The 15,820-nt window shown below is 70.2% G+C and carries 13 protein-coding genes; 9 read left to right on the plus strand and 4 right to left on the minus strand.

All coding sequences use genetic code 11. From position 1 onward, the window contains the following. Positions 1-84: 84 nt before the first annotated feature. Positions 85-2,100, minus strand: a complete 2,016-nt coding sequence (locus ABT025_RS11985) for an FAD-dependent oxidoreductase (RefSeq protein WP_350992707.1) — start codon at positions 2,098-2,100, stop codon at positions 85-87. A gap of 234 nt (positions 2,101-2,334) precedes the next feature. On the opposite strand from ABT025_RS11985, the gene ABT025_RS11990 reads away from it, so the two are divergent. Then, positions 2,335-2,859 carry a DoxX family protein gene (locus ABT025_RS11990; RefSeq protein WP_350992709.1) on the plus strand — a complete coding sequence of 175 codons (525 nt, stop codon included), beginning with the start codon at positions 2,335-2,337 and terminating at the stop codon, positions 2,857-2,859. Positions 2,860-3,140: 281 nt separating this feature from the next. Here the strand turns inward: ABT025_RS11990 and ABT025_RS11995 are convergent, their stop codons facing one another. Then, entirely contained in the window at positions 3,141-4,787 is a 1,647-nt protein-coding gene (locus ABT025_RS11995) for an FAD-dependent oxidoreductase (RefSeq protein ID WP_350992711.1), read from the minus strand. A gap of 27 nt (positions 4,788-4,814) precedes the next feature. After that, a complete protein-coding gene (locus tag ABT025_RS12000) occupies positions 4,815-5,729 on the minus strand; it encodes an AurF N-oxygenase family protein (protein ID WP_350992715.1) in 915 nt (304 codons plus the stop codon). 341 nt (positions 5,730-6,070) lie between these two features. Between ABT025_RS12000 and ABT025_RS12005 the strand changes: the two genes are divergently transcribed. Beyond that, positions 6,071-6,496 carry a DUF3592 domain-containing protein gene (locus ABT025_RS12005; protein ID WP_350992717.1) on the plus strand — a complete coding sequence of 142 codons (426 nt, stop codon included), beginning with the start codon at positions 6,071-6,073 and terminating at the stop codon, positions 6,494-6,496. 232 nt (positions 6,497-6,728) lie between these two features. Here ABT025_RS12005 and ABT025_RS12010 read toward each other — a convergent pair whose 3' ends face one another. Then, a complete protein-coding gene (locus ABT025_RS12010; protein WP_350992719.1) occupies positions 6,729-7,112 on the minus strand; it encodes a VOC family protein in 384 nt (127 codons plus the stop codon). Between the two features lie 955 nt (positions 7,113-8,067). Between ABT025_RS12010 and ABT025_RS12015 the strand changes: the two genes are divergently transcribed. The 7 genes from ABT025_RS12015 (at position 8,068) to ABT025_RS12045 (ending at position 15,720) form a co-directional block, all read left to right on the plus strand. After that, entirely contained in the window at positions 8,068-9,738 is a 1,671-nt protein-coding gene (locus tag ABT025_RS12015) for an FAD-dependent monooxygenase (protein WP_350992721.1), read from the plus strand. An 11-nt stretch (positions 9,739-9,749) separates the two neighbouring features. Next, positions 9,750-10,910 (plus strand): FAD-dependent monooxygenase, encoded by a 1,161-nt coding sequence (locus tag ABT025_RS12020; RefSeq protein ID WP_350992723.1) that lies wholly within the window; start codon positions 9,750-9,752, stop codon positions 10,908-10,910. A 58-nt stretch (positions 10,911-10,968) separates the two neighbouring features. After that, a complete protein-coding gene (locus ABT025_RS12025; protein WP_350992725.1) occupies positions 10,969-11,757 on the plus strand; it encodes an IclR family transcriptional regulator in 789 nt (262 codons plus the stop codon). Positions 11,758-12,754: 997 nt separating this feature from the next. Then, positions 12,755-13,750: a substrate-binding domain-containing protein gene (locus ABT025_RS12030; RefSeq protein WP_350992727.1), complete on the plus strand. Its 996-nt coding sequence runs from the start codon at positions 12,755-12,757 to the stop codon at positions 13,748-13,750. 23 nt (positions 13,751-13,773) lie between these two features. Continuing rightward, positions 13,774-14,556, plus strand: coding sequence for a dienelactone hydrolase family protein (locus ABT025_RS12035; RefSeq protein ID WP_350992729.1), 783 nt, complete (start codon positions 13,774-13,776; stop codon positions 14,554-14,556). Positions 14,557-14,657: 101 nt separating this feature from the next. Next, positions 14,658-15,353, plus strand: a complete 696-nt coding sequence (locus ABT025_RS12040) for a siderophore-interacting protein (protein WP_350992731.1) — start codon at positions 14,658-14,660, stop codon at positions 15,351-15,353. Continuing rightward, complete coding sequence (locus ABT025_RS12045) at positions 15,328-15,720, plus strand: Rieske (2Fe-2S) protein (protein WP_350992733.1); 393 nt, start codon at positions 15,328-15,330, stop codon at positions 15,718-15,720. The genes ABT025_RS12040 and ABT025_RS12045 overlap by 26 nt, the downstream gene beginning before the upstream one ends. The last annotated feature ends 100 nt before the right edge of the window (positions 15,721-15,820 follow it).

Genomic DNA, 15,820 nt, shown 5'->3' on the forward strand with positions numbered 1-15,820 from the left:
GGCCCGACGGCCGGGCAGTCCGCCCGGAAGGCGGGATCTGCCGGACCGGCCGTCAGGGGCCCGGGGCCTGTCCGGCCCCAGCGGTCAGAGCGAGGCGGCGAGTTCCGTGCCCTGACGGATCGCCCGCTTGGCATCCAGCTCGGCCGCGACGTCGGCGCCGCCGATGAGATGCGCGGGACGGCCCGCGGCGCGCAGTTCCTCGTACAGGTCCCGGCGGGGTTCCTGGCCCGCGCAGAGCACGATCGTGTCGACCGGCAGCAGATGCTGCTCGCCGTCGACGGTGATGTGGAGGCCCTCGTCGTCGATCCGGTCGTAGCCGACTCCGGCGATCATCTTGACGCCGCGGTGGCGGAGCTCGGTTCGGTGGATCCAGCCCGTCGTCTTGCCGAGGCCGGCGCCGACCTTGCTCGCCTTGCGCTGGAGCAGGTGGACGGTGCGCGAGGACTTCGGGCGCTCGGCGGTGCCGAGTCCGCCCCGTTCGCGGTACTCGGTGTCGACGCCCCACTGCCGGAAGAACACCTCGGGGTCCAGGCTCGCCGCGTCCCCGCCGTCGGTCAGGAACTCGGCCACGTCGAAGCCGATCCCGCCCGCCCCGACGAGGGCCACCCGGTCGCCCACCGGCGCTCCGTGCCGCAGTACGTCGAGGTAGCTGACCACGCTCGGGTGGTCCACGCCCGGGATCGCCGGTGTGCGGGGGGTGACCCCGGTCGCCAGGACGACCTCGTCGAATCCGTCGAGCTCCCCGGCGCCGACCGGGGTGCCGAGCCGGAGCTCGACCTCCTCCTCCGCCAGCCGGGTGCGGAAGTAGCGCAGCGTCTCGTTGAACTCCTCCTTGCCCGGCACCCGGCGTGCCACGTTGAGCTGGCCGCCGATCTCGTCGGCCGCGTCGAAGAGCGTCACCTCGTGTCCGCGTTCGGCGGCCGTCACGGCACAGGCGAGCCCGGCCGGACCGGCGCCGACGACCGCGACCCGCTTACGGGTGCGCGTCGGCGACAGGACGAGTTCCGTCTCGTGGCAGGCGCGCGGATTGACCAGGCAGGAGGTGACCTGGCCGCTGAAGATGTGGTCCAGGCAGGCCTGGTTGCAGCCGATGCAGGTGTTGATCGCGTCGGCGCGGCCCTCGCTCGCCTTCGCGACGAAGTCCGGGTCCGCGAGGAACGGCCGGGCCATCGACACCATGTCCGCGTGGCCCGCCGCCAGGATCTGCTCGGCGACCTCGGGGGTGTTGATGCGGTTGCTCGTCACCAGCGGTACGGAGACGGCGCCGCGCACCTTCTCGGTGACCCAGGTGAAGGCGCCGCGCGGCACCGACGTGGCAATGGTGGGGATACGGGCCTCGTGCCAGCCGATGCCGGTGTTGATGATGGTCGCCCCGGCCGCCTCGATCTCCCGGGCGAGCCGCACGACCTCCTCCAGCGAGGATCCGCCGGGCACCAGGTCCAGCATCGAGAGCCGGTAGATCAGGATGAAGTCGCTGCCGACCCGCTCACGGACCCGGCGCACGATCTCGACGGGGAAGCGGATGCGGTTCTCGTACGAGCCGCCCCAGCGGTCCTCGCGGTGATTGGTCGCCGAGGCGATGAACTCGTTGATCAGGTACCCCTCGGAGCCCATGATCTCGACGCCGTCGTACCCCGCGCTCTGCGCCAGCGCGGCCGCGGTGACGAAGTCCTCGATCGTCGACTCGACCTCGTCGTCGGTCAGGGCATGCGGGACGAACCCGCTGATCGGCGCCTGGATCGCGCTCGGCGCCACCAGGCCGGGGTGGTGCGCGTAGCGCCCGAAGTGCAGGATCTGCATGGCGATCCGGCCGCCCGCCGCGTGTACGGCAGACGTCACCCGGGCGTGCTGCGCCGCCTCCGCCTCGGTGGTCATCCTGGCGCCGCCCGGGAACGTGCAGCCGGCGTCGTTCGGCGCTATGCCACCGGTGACCATGAGGCCCACCCCGCCGCGGGCGCGGGCGGCGTAGAAGGCGGCCATGCGCTCGAAGCCGTTCTCGACCTCCTCCAGGCCGATGTGCATCGACCCCATCAGCACCCGGTTGGGGAGGGTGGTGAACCCGAGGTCGAGCGGGTTCAGCAGGTGCGGGTACGGGCTCATGCGGCGGCTCCTCGCGCAGTGTCGGTACGCCAGTTCTAGAGCACCGAAACGCCATTGTGCAACAAGTTGCACAATGGCGTTCGTCGCACTGTGTCACGGGTCACGTGCCGCCCCGGGCCTCCTCGGACGGCGTAACAACGCGACCCGTCGGGACGCCGGGGCGCGGAGAGTGGTTCCGTACCGCACCCGGGCCCCGTCCTCCGGCCGGGCCCCCGAACTCTCCCGGAGACCTCCATGGGCAGCGTCAACCGTCGTGACCTCGGCCTGCTTGTCCTTCGTGTCGGAACCGGCGCGGTGCTGGCCGCGCACGGCAGTCAGAAGCTCGTCGGCTGGTTCGGCGGCGGAGGCATCGAAGGCACCACCGCGGCGATGGAGGCCATGGGCTTCCATCCGCCGAAACACAGCGCCGTCGCCGCCGGTCTCGGCGAGGCCGGCGGCGGCGTCCTGCTCGCCCTGGGCCTGGCCACCCCGGCGGCCGGAGCCGCTGCCGCGGGTGCCATGGCAGGGGCCGTGGCCGTACACGCCCCCGCGGGGTTCTTCGCGCAGGGCGGTGGTTACGAATACCCCGCCTTCCTCGGCTTCACCGCAGCCGCGATCGGCCTGACCGGTCCGGGCCGCTACTCCGTGGACCACGCCACCCGGCATGCGTTCAACCAGCCGTGGATGGTCGCCCTGGCCTTCGTGGGCAGCGCTGCGGCGGCAGCCGCCGTCGTCGGCAAGCGGGCCAAGGGACAGACCGCGGAGCCGGACGAGGGCTGAGCGGAGCCCGTCTCGGGCGCGCGGGAGGGCGGAGGACGCCGGTCCCGTGTCTGGCGCCGAGCCCGCCAGGGGCCGGGCGGGCTCGGACCGCGGCGGGAGACATGGACGGGGCGCACCCCGGCCGGGTGGCGGTCCCGGTCCTCGGACTCCGGGCACACGAGGTATGGGCACATGACGTAGCGGAACAGCCGCGGACCCCGGTGTCGGTATGCCGGGGGCCGTTCGCCCGTCGCCGAAGCCCGCCCGTCGCGGGGGTCCGCCCGCCCGTCTCCGTCTCCCGCTCAGCGCGGAGACCGCAGGCGGCCTCCCTTCGACGCGGCGATCAGTTCGGGGACCGTGCCGAACTTGATCCGGGGCCTGCCCTGTTCGCGGCCGCGGGCCTGTTCGGCGCGGTCGATGGCGGCCAGCCCGCGTGCGTCGACGACCTGGCGGCCGCGGCTCCGGGCCAGACGACGGAACGCCTTGGCCGGGTGCGCCGGTGAGGGCAGGGCGCCCGCGACGGCGTCGGCCAGGAGAGTGCCGACCGTCTCCGCGGAGCAGGTGCGGTTGGCCCCGATGCCCCCCGACGGGCCACGCTTGATCCAGCCGGTGACGTAGCTGCCGGGCATGCCCGCCACCCTGCCGCCCTCGTGGGGCACGGTGCCGGTCGCCTCGTCGAAGGGCAGGCCCGGAACCGGCAGTCCCCGGTAGCCGATGGCCCGCAGGAACAGGCCCGCGGGTATCTCCCGGTCGCCGGCGCCGGCCGACACCCGCACGGCCTCGACCCCGTCCAGCCCCAGTACCTCCATGGGCGCGGAGTGGAAGCGGAAGACGATACGGCGCCCCTTCGGCGGGGGCTGCGACCAGTCGACCGTCTCCCGGGTCAGCCCCCGCAGCACGGCGGCCTTCTCGCCCGCCGCCGCCTCGTCGAGTGCCGGACCGGTGCGCGGGTCGTGGACGTCGACCACCAGGTCCACACCCGGAAGATGCTTGAGGGCGAGCAGTTCGGAGACGGTGCAGGCGGTGTCCTCGGGGCCGCGCCGCCCGAGCAGGACGACCTCGCGCACTGCGGAGTCCCTCAGGGCGGCCAGCGCATGGCCGGCGATGTCGGTGCGCGCCAGCGCGGCAGGGTCCGTGACGAGGATGCGTGCCACGTCCAGCGCGACGTTGCCGTTGCCGGCGACGACCACCCGCTCCGCGGACAGTCCGACGGACTCCGGCGCGACCTCCGGGTGAGCGTTGTACCAGGAAACGAACGACGTGGCCGGGATGCTGCCGGGCAGGTCCTCGCCCGGGATGCCGAGCCTGCGGGCGGTGGAGGCGCCGACCGCGTAGATCACCGCGTCGTGATGAGCGGCGAGCTCCTCCGCGGTGAGATCCTTGCCCACCTCGACGCCCAGGAGCATCCGCACCCGGGGGTGGGAGTGGAACCGTGCGAAGGCCTCGCCGACCCCCTTCGTCGCGGGGTGGTCGGGCGCCACGCCGTACCGGACGAGGCCACCCGCCACCGGAAGCCGGTCGATCAACGTGACCTCGGCGTTGGTGTGCAGCAGCAGGTCCTCGGCCGCGTACATCCCGGCCGGGCCGGTGCCGACGACCGCCACCCGTATCGGCGCGAAGTCCGACGGCAGGCTGCGTGGATACGTCGGCTCGCCCCAGGCGTGGAAGTTCGGCCCGGCGGCCGGCTCCGGCTCCCGGTCCGCGTAGTACGCCGCGTTGATTCCGGCGTACTCCCTCTGCGCCTCGGACAGACTGTCCACCGGGAAGACCGCGTCGACCGGACAGGCATCGGCGCAGGCGCCGCAGTCGATGCAGGTCGCAGGGTCGACGAAGAGCATCTCCGTGCTGCCGAAGGCCTGCTCCTCGGGCGTCGGATGGATGCAGTTGACGGGGCACACGGCGACGCAGGTGGCATCGCTGCAGCAGGTCTGGGTGATGGCGTAGGTCATCGCGTCAGCTCGGGCTCTCGGCTCGGATCAGATCAGGTGGGCGCGCTTGTAGAAGAACAGGGCAGGCTTCGTGAGGAGCCGGGCCGAGGCCAGGAACTCCATCAGGCCCGAACAGCTGGAACGCATAAGGGACTTGTGGTGTTCGTTGGCCCTGGCCTCGGTGCGGGCGCGCTCGCCGTCAAGGCCCGCGTTCATGTAGACGTCCCGGTTCACCATGCTGGTGACGATGTAGTACGAGGCGATGGCGACCACCAACGAGTTGACGTGGCGGCGCAACGGGCCCGCGGTGCGCAGCCGTTTGCGGGTCTCGTCGCGGGCGAACTTCATGTGCCGCGACTCCTCCACCACATGGATGTTGTTGATCGTCCGTACGAACGGTGCCACCCGCTCGTCGCGCATCCAGTCGCGCTGCATCACGTCGAGCACCTCCTCCGCCACGAGGATCGCCGCGTACGCGGCCTCGCCGAAGGCAAGTGTCTTGAAGGCGCGGCCCAGTTCGATCACCGGACGGCGCGGCCGGTAGGCCGGTGCGCCCAGTTTCGCGGCGCCGCGGGCGAACATGATGGAGTGCCGGCACTCGTCGGCGACCTCGGTCAGCGCCCATTGGAACCGCGGGTCGGTGGGGTCCTTGGCGTACATGTCGCGCAGCACCATCTGCTGGAGGATCATCTCGAACCAGATGCCGGTGCTGGCGACGGAGGCGGCTTCCTGGCGGGTGAGTGCCTTGCGCTGTGCCTCGGTCAACTCCTGCCAGTAGGCAGTGCCGTAGAGGGTGCTCCACTCCGGGCTCGCGCCGTGGTGGTCTGTGTTGAGGGGCGTGTTCCAGTCCACTTCGGTGGCCGGGTCGTAGGAGAGCTTCGCGGCCGAATCGAGCAGGCGTCGGGCGACGTCCTGCTCGGTGAGCCGGTCCTGGTCCTCCGGCCGGACGGTGCTGCTTGCCATGCTGCGGCTCCTTGAATCGAGAACGGTTCGATCCGGCGGCTGCCCGGCCTGTTCTCCCATCCCGTGTCCGCCGATGAGATCGACGGCTGCCGAGCGTCGCCCCGGCTTGTTAGACGTCACGTCTAGCAAGCTGTTGGACGGAAGGTATAGCAAGAGGGCGGTGCAGGCCTACCCCCGAGCGAGGAATCCCCGCGATCCCTTCACGGGCGGGGTACTCCCGGACCGCGAGAGGCTCTTGTTCCCCGGGCCCGTACCGGGAGATCATGGCGACCGCGCCGCGGCGCCCGGCTCCTGGCCGCCACCCGGGGCGGAGGCCGGACCGGTCCTACTCATGGAGAGCCATGGTTGTCGCTGTCGTCTACTTCGTCGTCGCCCTGGCCGCCGCCGTGACGTTCGGCAGGACCCTGGACCGGCAGCTTCAGGGGCCGCGACTGCGGACTGCCTGGGACGGCCTCACGGCCGAGGCGCGGTGTACGGGGGTGCGTACGGAGGAGATCACGGACGCCGAGGGCGTGCCGACGGCGGTTTCCCACGCCACGCTGGAGTTCCGTACGGCGGACGGGCGCACCGTCACCTTCGAGGAGCGTCAGGCTCAACTCGACGTGAAACGGGGCGGGTTCGTGACGGTTCACTACGGCGAGCACGACCCGGACTCCGCGACCGCCCGCACACCGTCCTTTGTGCCGCGCCACATCGGAGCGCTGGTCACGGGGGTGGGCGGCGTCCTCGCCCTGGTGACGGCGGCGGCGCTGGCCGCGCTGGTCTGAGGGGCGCGGAGGCCATGCGTCCGGCCGCCTCGCGGCCGGGATGAATCCGTCCGGGGGCGTGCGGAGGCGAGCCGAGCCGGCCGGGTGCGGGGAGGCCGCCTCGTCCTCGACGCACTGCATGAGCGCGCAGGGCGTCGGTGCGCGTACCAGGCCTCCCGCGGAAGCCGATTCGATCGTGACACGCAGCTGCGTGGCCCGTGCCACTGGGCACGGGCCACGCAGCCGGCGGTTGTTACCAGTTCCGGTCGGGGTGCCAGGTGAACTCGACTCGGTGGCCGTCCGGGTCGGCGACGCTGCCTGTCTTGGACATGTCGTGGCCGCGGAAGGGCTCTTCGACGTACTCGACGCCGACCTTGTCGAGATGCGTGAGGAAGGTGTCCCAGTTGTCGACCTCGATCGCGAAGTGGATCAGGCCGGTCTGGACGTCGGCCTTGTCCACCGGGCGGAAATGCAGGTCGAAGTGGCCTCGGGTGAGCAGCATGGTCCCGTTGGTGGGCTTGCGGGCCGGCTCGACCCGCGTCATGCCGAAGACCTTCCCGTACCACTCCTCGGTGGCTTTCAGGTCGGCTGTCGGGAAGTTGACGTGGTGAAGGCTGTACGCGTGACTGGTTGACATGCTCACTCCTGTGGTGAGTTGGGTCGTGCGGTCGTCCGTCCGGGAACCGGGCCGGGCGTCCGGACGGCATGGCGCTTCGTCCGCGGTGCGGAAGTCTCCTGATTCGGAGTGCGCATCCCGCCGGACTTAGTTTTGTTGGCAATATTATCTATCCCGGTCGACGTGTCAACGGCCATGCCGACGCGGTCATGTCGCGCTCCCGCCTTCTTGCCGTGTGTCACCGGTGGAGGTGTACGGGTGGACGGTCGGGGCTTGGGGAGGAGGTGTGGCCGGGCTTCCCGCCGCGGGTCAGGGCGGGGATGAGTGGTGGCGCCGCTTCCCTGTGGCGCGACCGTTGACAGGTCGATCTGCGCAGGTGATATTGGGTACAAAATGAAGTTGTGGTCGGGCGGTTCGGGCGCAGGTGGGGCGGGTGGAAGCTTTTTCGCGCGCGACCATTGACGCAGCCGCCGGGCAATATAATATTGGTCACAAAACTACTGATGGACCGCATTCGGTGCGGTGATGTGAATGCGGCTGCGCGGACTCGCTCGCCACTGAAGCAGCCATGGTCGCGCGCTGATCATGACGCCTTCATGGTGCCAACTCCCGGTAGCCGAAAGGAAAGTCATCGGCGGGTCGAGCGGAGGGGTGGCGGCATGGCGCGGATGGAGCCCGTACGTGAACCCCTCTGCGGTGCGGCGCTGTCCCCCCGGGACTGCTGCGGACTGACCTTCCGCCTTGCGGGCGAGGTGAAAGTGTCCGCCGGCCCGTTTGCCGGCGTGCCGGCCGGCCTGCCGGCCGATGCGTCGTCGGCCCTGCCGGTCGATCGCGCGTGCGTCAGGATGCGAGCGGGAGTCGTGTGCGGTCTCGTGCAAGTCGTGACGGACCGGCCGGAGTTCGGCCCCTCCCTGAGTGTTGTCCTGCAAAACAGAACACTGGACCGAATAGTAGGACACCCTGGTACGGTCGCGCCGTGACCATCGATGCAGCGACTGGAACCCCGCCCCGCGTGCTCGTTGTCGGTGCCGGACCCGTGGGTCTGACCGTGGCGAGCATGCTGACAGCCCGTGACGTCCCCGTCCTCGTAGTGGAACGCAATGCCACGACCAGCGATGAGGCGAAGGCGATCAGCATCGACGACGAGTCGTTGCGTACATTCGCCGCCGCCGGTCTCGCCGAGACCGTGCTGAAGATCGTGGTGCCCGGCACGGGGACGAAGTACTTCGACCGCCGCAACCGGGCGCTCTTCCACGCCTGCGGCCCCACACCGCCCCACCCGCGCGGGTTCCCGTTCAAGAACCAGTTCGCACAGCCCGAACTCGAAGCGGCTCTGCTCGCGGCGCTCGGCCGACGGAGCGGGGCCGAAGTGCACTTCGGGACGGAGCTGGTCTCGTACGACGAACAGCCGGACGGCACCGTCCTTGTGACGCTGCGCGATGTCGGCTCCGAGCTGACCAGGACCGAATCGGTGAGCTGGGTCCTCGGCTGCGACGGGGGCCGGAGCACCGTGCGTGAACTCGGCGGAATCGGCATGGACGGGACCAGTCACGACGAGGTCTGGCTCGTCGTCGACACGGTCGGCGACCACCACCGGGAACGCTACGGGATGCATCACGGAGATCCCCGTCGTCCGACCGTGGTGGTGCCCGGCCGGGACGGCCGGTGCCGGTACGAGTTCCTCCAGTTCCCCGGCGAGAGTGCCCGGGGTGAACAGCCCTCGTTCGAGACGGTGCACCGCTTCGTGTCGCCGCACCGGTCGATCACCGAGGACCAGGTCGAGCGCAGTACCGCCTATACGTTCAACGCCGTTGTCGCCGGCACGTGGCGCGCCGGGCGGGCCTTCCTCCTCGGGGACGCGGCTCACATGATGCCGCCGTTCGCCGGCCAGGGGCTGAACTCGGGAGTCCGTGACGCGGCCAACCTCGTGTGGAAACTGGCCGGCGTCTGGCACGGCGAGTTCGGCGAACGCGTACTCGACACCTACGAAACCGAGCGCAAGCCGCACGCGGTCGCCACCGTGCGGTACTCGGAGCGCCTCGGCCGGATCGTCATGACCACGAGCAGGGCCCGCGCGACTGTGCGCGACCTGGTGGTCCGTTCCATGCGGCTGACCGGCCGCGGACGCCGGTACCTCTCCGAGATGCGTTTCCGGCCGGTCGCCGTGCACACCGACGGCGTGGTCGTGGGGCGGCCCCATGTGCTGACGGGGAGGGAGATGCCACAACCGCTGGTGCTGGTTCCCCCGGGCCTGAGGCCGCAGCGCGCCGACACGGTGCTCGGTGACGGGTTCGCGATCGTCGGCGTGGACGTCGACGCGGCGCAGTGGCGGCAGGTGAGTTCGGCGTTCGACGGCCGGCTGCGCGCCGTGGCCGTCGACGTCGTGCTGGGGGACCGGATTCCGCACTCGGCACCGGAACGCATCTGTGTCGCCGATGTCGACGGAGCGCTCGAAGCGGCGCTGGCCCCGGCCAAGGGGGCCTTCCTCGTCGTCCGCCCCGATCGCTACGTGGCGGCGGTCTTCGCCCCCGGGGAGGCGACCGGGGTCGCTCATCAGCTCGCGGACCTGCTGGGCGGGTCCGCCGGCGTTTCCCTCATGTCCACAACGAAGTCGGCATCATCCGGCCACATCAGGGCCGGCGGCTAGGAGGAGTCACCATGTCCCACGGAAAAGCCCACGAGAAGGTACTGATTCTCGGCGCCGGCATCGGCGGGCTCGCGACCGCGATCGCGCTGTCGAACGCGGGTTACGAGACCACCGTGATCGAGGTGCAGCCCACATTGCACTCCTCGGTGTACGGCGTCGGGATCATCCAGGCGCCGAACCAGCTCCGTGCGCTGGACGCGATCGGCTGTGCCCGGCAGTGCATCGAGCAGGGGTACCCGGCGGAGAACATGAACCGCATGTACGACAGGGAGGGCAACCTGGTCAGGACCGTCCCGGGCCCGCGGATCCCCGGCTTCGACTTCCCGGCGATGAACGGCATCACCCGCCCGCGGCTGCACACCATTCTCGCCGACAAGGCGATCGAGGCCGGCGCGACGGTCGAGTACGACAAGACCATTACCGAGGTCAAGCAGTACGACGACCGGGTCGAGGTGGGCCTCACCGACGGCACCACTCGGACGGTGGATCTGCTGGTCGGTGCGGACGGCGTGCGCTCGGTCGTGCGCAACCTGGTCTTCGACACGGTGTACGAGCCGCGGTACACCGGCAAGTCGGTGCTCCGGATCAACATTCCGCGGCTCCCCGAGATGGACGCCATCGTGCGTCAGGAAGGCAGGAACCAGCGTGGCGACCGGGTGGGCGTGGGCATGGTTCCGCTCTCCGAGGACATCGGCTACCTGTTCGTGAACATCGTCTGGGACCGCACGGTGCGGCCGTCGAGGGACGAGCTCCGCGAGCTCCTCAAGCAGGAGCTCGCCGGCTTCGGCGGTCCTGCCGGAGTCGTGCGCGACCACTACATCGACACCGACGAGGACATCGTGCTGCGCCCGGAGGAGTGGCTGCTCGCACCGGCGCCGTGGCACAACGGCAGGGTCGTCCTCATCGGTGACGCGGCCCACGCGGTGACGCCGAACACCGCCCAGGGAGCGGCGCAGGCCATCGAGGACGGCATCGTACTGACGGAATGCCTCACCGGCGGTGATCCCCTGGAGCAGGCTCTCACGGCCTACACCGAGCGACGGTACGAGCGCTGCAAGCTGGTCGTCGACTACGGATACAAGGCCCGGCAGTGGGAGTTCCACCCGACACCGGACTTCGACCCGCAGGAAATGGGCATCCGCATGCGGCAGTCGCTGATCGAGCCGATCTGACCGGAGTCCGCCCCGGCACCGCTTCTCAAGGATCCGCCTCCCGGACAGGTAGTTCTCCATGGCAGGAACGCTCGCTCGTGGTACCTACCGGGAGCGCAACTCGACAGCAGACCGCGCTCTGGACATCCTGCTCCTGTACACCGATGAGCGGCTGTCGCTGTCGGGGGCGGAGGTAGCGAGACATCTGGGGGTGGCCCGCTCCACGGCGTACCGCTACCTGCAGAGCCTGCTGGCCGCCGGTCTCGTCGAGGAGGGCCCGGCCGGGTATCGCATCGGTCCACGGGTCCTCGCCCTGGCCCGGCTGGCGAGAAAGGGGATCGGGCTGGAAGCCGTGGCACGCCCGGTGATGCAGCGCCTGCGCGACGAACTGTGCGAGACCGTTCTCCTCACTCGCAGGTCCGGCTCGATGGTCGTGTGTCTCGACCGGGTCGAGTCGGACGGTCCGATGCGGCTCTCCTACGAGCGGGGCCACATCCTCCCGGTCAACGCCGGGGCCTCGGCCATGGCGCTGCTGGCATGGGAGGGCCAGGAGGACATCCTCTCCGTACTCGGGCACCGGCCACTGATGAAGCTGACGAGTCGAACGCTCACCGATCCGGATGAGCTGATGGCCCGGTTCAAGCGGATCCGTGTCCGCGGAGTCGCCGTCACGCGCGAGGAACTCGACGAGGACGTCGTCGGAGTGGCGGCTCCGGTTTTCGGCAGGGACGGCGAGGTGCGCGCCGCGGTAGGTGTGGCCGCTCCCGTGTCGCGCCTGACGGCCACGCGAGCGAACGAGGTGGAGCGGCGCGTCAGGAGTGCCGCCGCCGAAATCGCCGAACGCCTGGCCTGTCCGGTGCCCGGCTGAACTCCGGTCGGTCCGGACCGAGAAAATCAACCGGCCGCGGAATCCACGGCAGAACTCCGGACGAAGAAGGAAATCCCGCCGGCATGCTCGATCTTCAGGTGAGGGGCACCGGCAAGGAATTCGGGGGCATGTTCCTTGACGCGTCCCGGGGGAGTGTCACGGGTACTTTCTCCGGAAGAGCCGTACGGCGATGAACTCCGAGAATCCTCCGTGCTCGAACGCATGGCACATCGGGATCACCGATGAAATGGGCGAGGGTCGACGGCATTCACGTGAACCCGCTGTCCGGGCGCGGCAGGAGTCATCCGCGAGAGCACCACCGGATCCGGGCCGAGATCGGACGGCCCGCGTGCCGGTGAGCCTGACCACCAGCAGGTTTGCAGGTCGGGGCGTGTCGAGCACCAAAGGGAGAAGACCATCGGAACCCCAGGCTCTCGAGGCGCTTCCAGCCGTCCGCGGAAGGTTTCCGTTCGCCCCCGGAGCTCGTCCGTCCACCATTCCGGCCACGGCCGCACGGGCGAACCATTACCTGCCCGAATATCGGACCGCGCCACTGAATTGGCGGAGGCGGCTGCTGCACCGAGTCGCCATCTTTTTCCCGTCACTGGTCAAAAAGTGCCGCGGGGAAGCGGTATCGGCCGGCCCCGGAGCGGCGCGATCACGTCGGATTGAGCATTCATTGATTGACTGTGAGGTCGTTGCTCAGTATTTCTCGTGCGGTTACGTTGACCAACCACGGACGCCGCGTCGAACGCTACGCCTTCGGCCGCCGCGTCACATTCCACACCTCGGGTGCTCGGCACACAGCGAGCGATCCGGGAACACTCGAAAGGAACACAATGGCCTCCAGCCCAGAGACGGTGAAGTCTCCCGTTCACAGCCTTCGCGGCGTCATCTGTCCCACGGTCGGACTCCGGTCGAGGACCGGCGGCGGGGGACACCCCGACGGGCCGGGCGCCGAGCCGACCCGGCACATCGGTCGGGAGTGGTGACGGCAGTGGCTGCTCCCGAACGAATCGCGATCCGGGCCGGCTTCGGCGACTACGACCACACGCGGGACCTGTGGGCCGGTGGCGTCACGAGCGACCTTCTCGACCTCGACGCCACCGTGGTGGACTCGCCGGAGGGCATCTTCTCCCGCTTCCTGGAGGGAGGCGAGTGGGATGCGGCCGAGATGTCGTTCGCTGTCGCAACCGCGCTGCGCGGCCGGGGCGACGACTCGCTCGTGCTGCTGCCCGTGTTCCCCGCTCGCGCCTTCCGGCACGGGGCGATCTACGTGCGGGCCGACGGTCCGGTGGGGGAGCCCGCGGACCTGGCCGGCAAGCGCGTCGGCATCCCGGTCTGGGCCCAGACCGCCGGTGTCTACGTACGCGGGCTCCTCGCCTCGGAGTTCGGTGTCGATATCCGCTCGGTCCAGTGGGTCCGGGCGGGGGTTGACGTACCGGGCCGCAAGGAGCCGGTCGACGTGCCCCTCGACGCGTTCCGGGTCGAGTCGGCCCCCGGGGCGACGCTGGACCGGATGCTGCTCGACGGGGAGGTCGACGCGGTGGTCAGCGCGCGTCCGCCAGCCTCTGTCGAGCAGCGGGACCCGCGGGTCAGGCGACTGTTCAAGAAGCACACCTTCGACGAGATGGACTACGCGAAGAGGTCCGGGATCTTCCCGATCATGCACGTACTCGTCGTGCGCCGGGAGTTCCACGAAGCGAACCCGGGCGCCGCGCACGAGCTTCAGCGGATGTTCACCGAAGCGAAGGACCGATCGGTCCGGCGTGCGCTGGGTGCCGTCGTACCGAGCTATCCGCTGCCCTGGGCAGCAGCCAACGCCGCGCGTGCGCGCGACCTGATCGGCGACGACTTCTGGCCCTACGGCGTCGAGCCCAACCGCGCCTCGATCGAGCTGTTCCTCGACTACTGCGCGGACCAGTCGATCACACCCCACCGGCTCGACGCGGACGAGCTGTTCCTGCGGGCGCCCGACGCGGCGTCCGCCTAGAACGAGAGTCAGGAGATAGAACGATGTGTCACACCGACGTTCCCGACGGCCAGGCGACGCCCCTCGTCGACCGGACGGAGGTCCATGTCCCGGTAGCGAGCGGCGAGGCCATGCCGGGCACGCTCTTCACCGACGGGCGCGAGGGCCCCGGCATCCTTGTCGTTGCCGACATCCACGGCCCGAGCCCCTTCTACGAGGCGCTCGCGGCCAGGCTCGCCAGTGCCGGCTACACGGTTCTGCTGCCGGACTACTTCTTCCGTCAGGGTCCGACGGCCGGGCCGGAGATCGAGCACGCCTTCGCCCGGCGCGGCGAGCTCGACGAGCAGCAGACGATGCGCGATCTCGATGACGCGTGCGGCTGGCTGGCCGCGGAGACGGGAACCGCCCAGGTCGGGTCGATCGGGTTCTGCATGGGTGGCACGTTCACCCTCGACCTCGCCTCGGTCCGCAGCGCAATGGTCACCGTCGCGTACTACGGCTTCCCGGTTCCGCAGTCCACGATCGTGACACCACCGCCCCGCCCGATCGACGTGGTCGAGAGCCAGCGAGGCCCGGTCCTGGCCTTCTGGGGCGAGGAGGACCACGGGGTGGGACTCGACCATGTCCGCGCCTATACGGGTCTCGCCGAGAAGGCCAACCCGGAGTTCTCGTACGAGATCCTCCCCGGCCTCGGACACGGGTTCCTGGCGAAGGCGGACATCGACGACCACTCGGACCCGGGGGGCAGGACCTGGCACCGGGTGCTGCACCTGTTCGGTGACCACCTGCGTGACGCGGCGGAGACGACGCCCGAGGCCTCGCAGTGAGCACCCCGGCGGAGCGCGGGTCCGCCCGCCGCGGACCGGAAGACCGCGGCGGGCGGGGTGGCCGCGGCGGGCGCGCGAGGCCTCCACGACGCGCCGTGGAGGTGGCCTCGGTCACGAGGATCACCCCCAACCTCGTGCGCGTCGTGGCGACCGGTGAGCTCGACGGCTGGAACGACGGAGGTCCGGGCGCGCACTTCAAGGTCTTTGTTCCGGCAGCGGACGACGGGACCGTCATGCGCACCTACACCGTTCGCGCCTTCGACCGGACCGAGGGCCGGCTCACGATCGACTTCGGCCTCCACGCGGACGGCCCGATGACGAAGTGGGCGCGGTCGGCGGCGGTCGGTGACCGTTTCGCCGTCGCCGGTGAGGCGCGCCCGGGGTACGCACCGAGTGACGGGGCACGATGGTGCGTCCTCTTCGCCGATCACTGCGCTCTGCCGGCGGTCGCGTCCGTCCTCGAATCGCTGCCTTCGGGCATGGAGGCGATCGTGTTCGTCGAGGTGACGGACGCCGCGGACGCGACGGAGCTCAAGTCCGCGGCAGAGGTGTCGGCGGCATGGCCGGTCGAGTCCGGGCGGCCCTGCGCCGAGCTGGTGGCGGCCGCCGGGAACGTCGTGCTGCCGGACGGGCCGGGCGACGTGTGGATCGGTTGCGAGGCCGGTGCCATGCGCGACATCCGGCGCCATGTCCTGGGTGAACTCGGCCTTCCGCGCGCGGCACTTCACAGCCGCGCCTACTGGAAGCAGGACGTCGAGAACCACTCCGACCATGACACCGGATCCGACGAGGGGTGACGTGGACGCCGCCGAGCAGCGAGAAGAGAGCTCCCTCGTCGAGGTCGGTCCGGCCGGCCGGTTCCTGGAGGACGGCGACCGTGTCGTCACGAAGGCAGGCGGCCACGAGATCCTCACGCTCGCCTGCGACGGGGAGATCTTCGCGGTCGGGAACCGCTGCACCCACCGGCCGTGGTGGCTCGACGCCGGGAGAGTCCTGCCGGTCACGTGCGAGATCGAGTGCGCCCTGCACGAGGGGCGGTTCTCGTTGCGGACCGGAGCGGTCACCGACGGACCTCCCAGGAAGCCGATCCGTACCTACGACGTGGAAGTGATCGATGGCGTCGTCCACGTACGTGTACCGATCCTAACGAATCCTGAAAGTTAGGTCGGGAGTCTTAAAAAATAGGACCACGATCACTATCGTGCACGCAGGGCACGCAGGGCACGCGGCCTCCGGCCTCGGCGGAGGCCCGGCGAGGCCGGCG

The sequence above is a fragment of the Streptomyces sp. NPDC002809 genome, from assembly GCF_040295435.1.
In the GTDB taxonomy this organism is placed as follows: domain Bacteria; phylum Actinomycetota; class Actinomycetes; order Streptomycetales; family Streptomycetaceae; genus Streptomyces.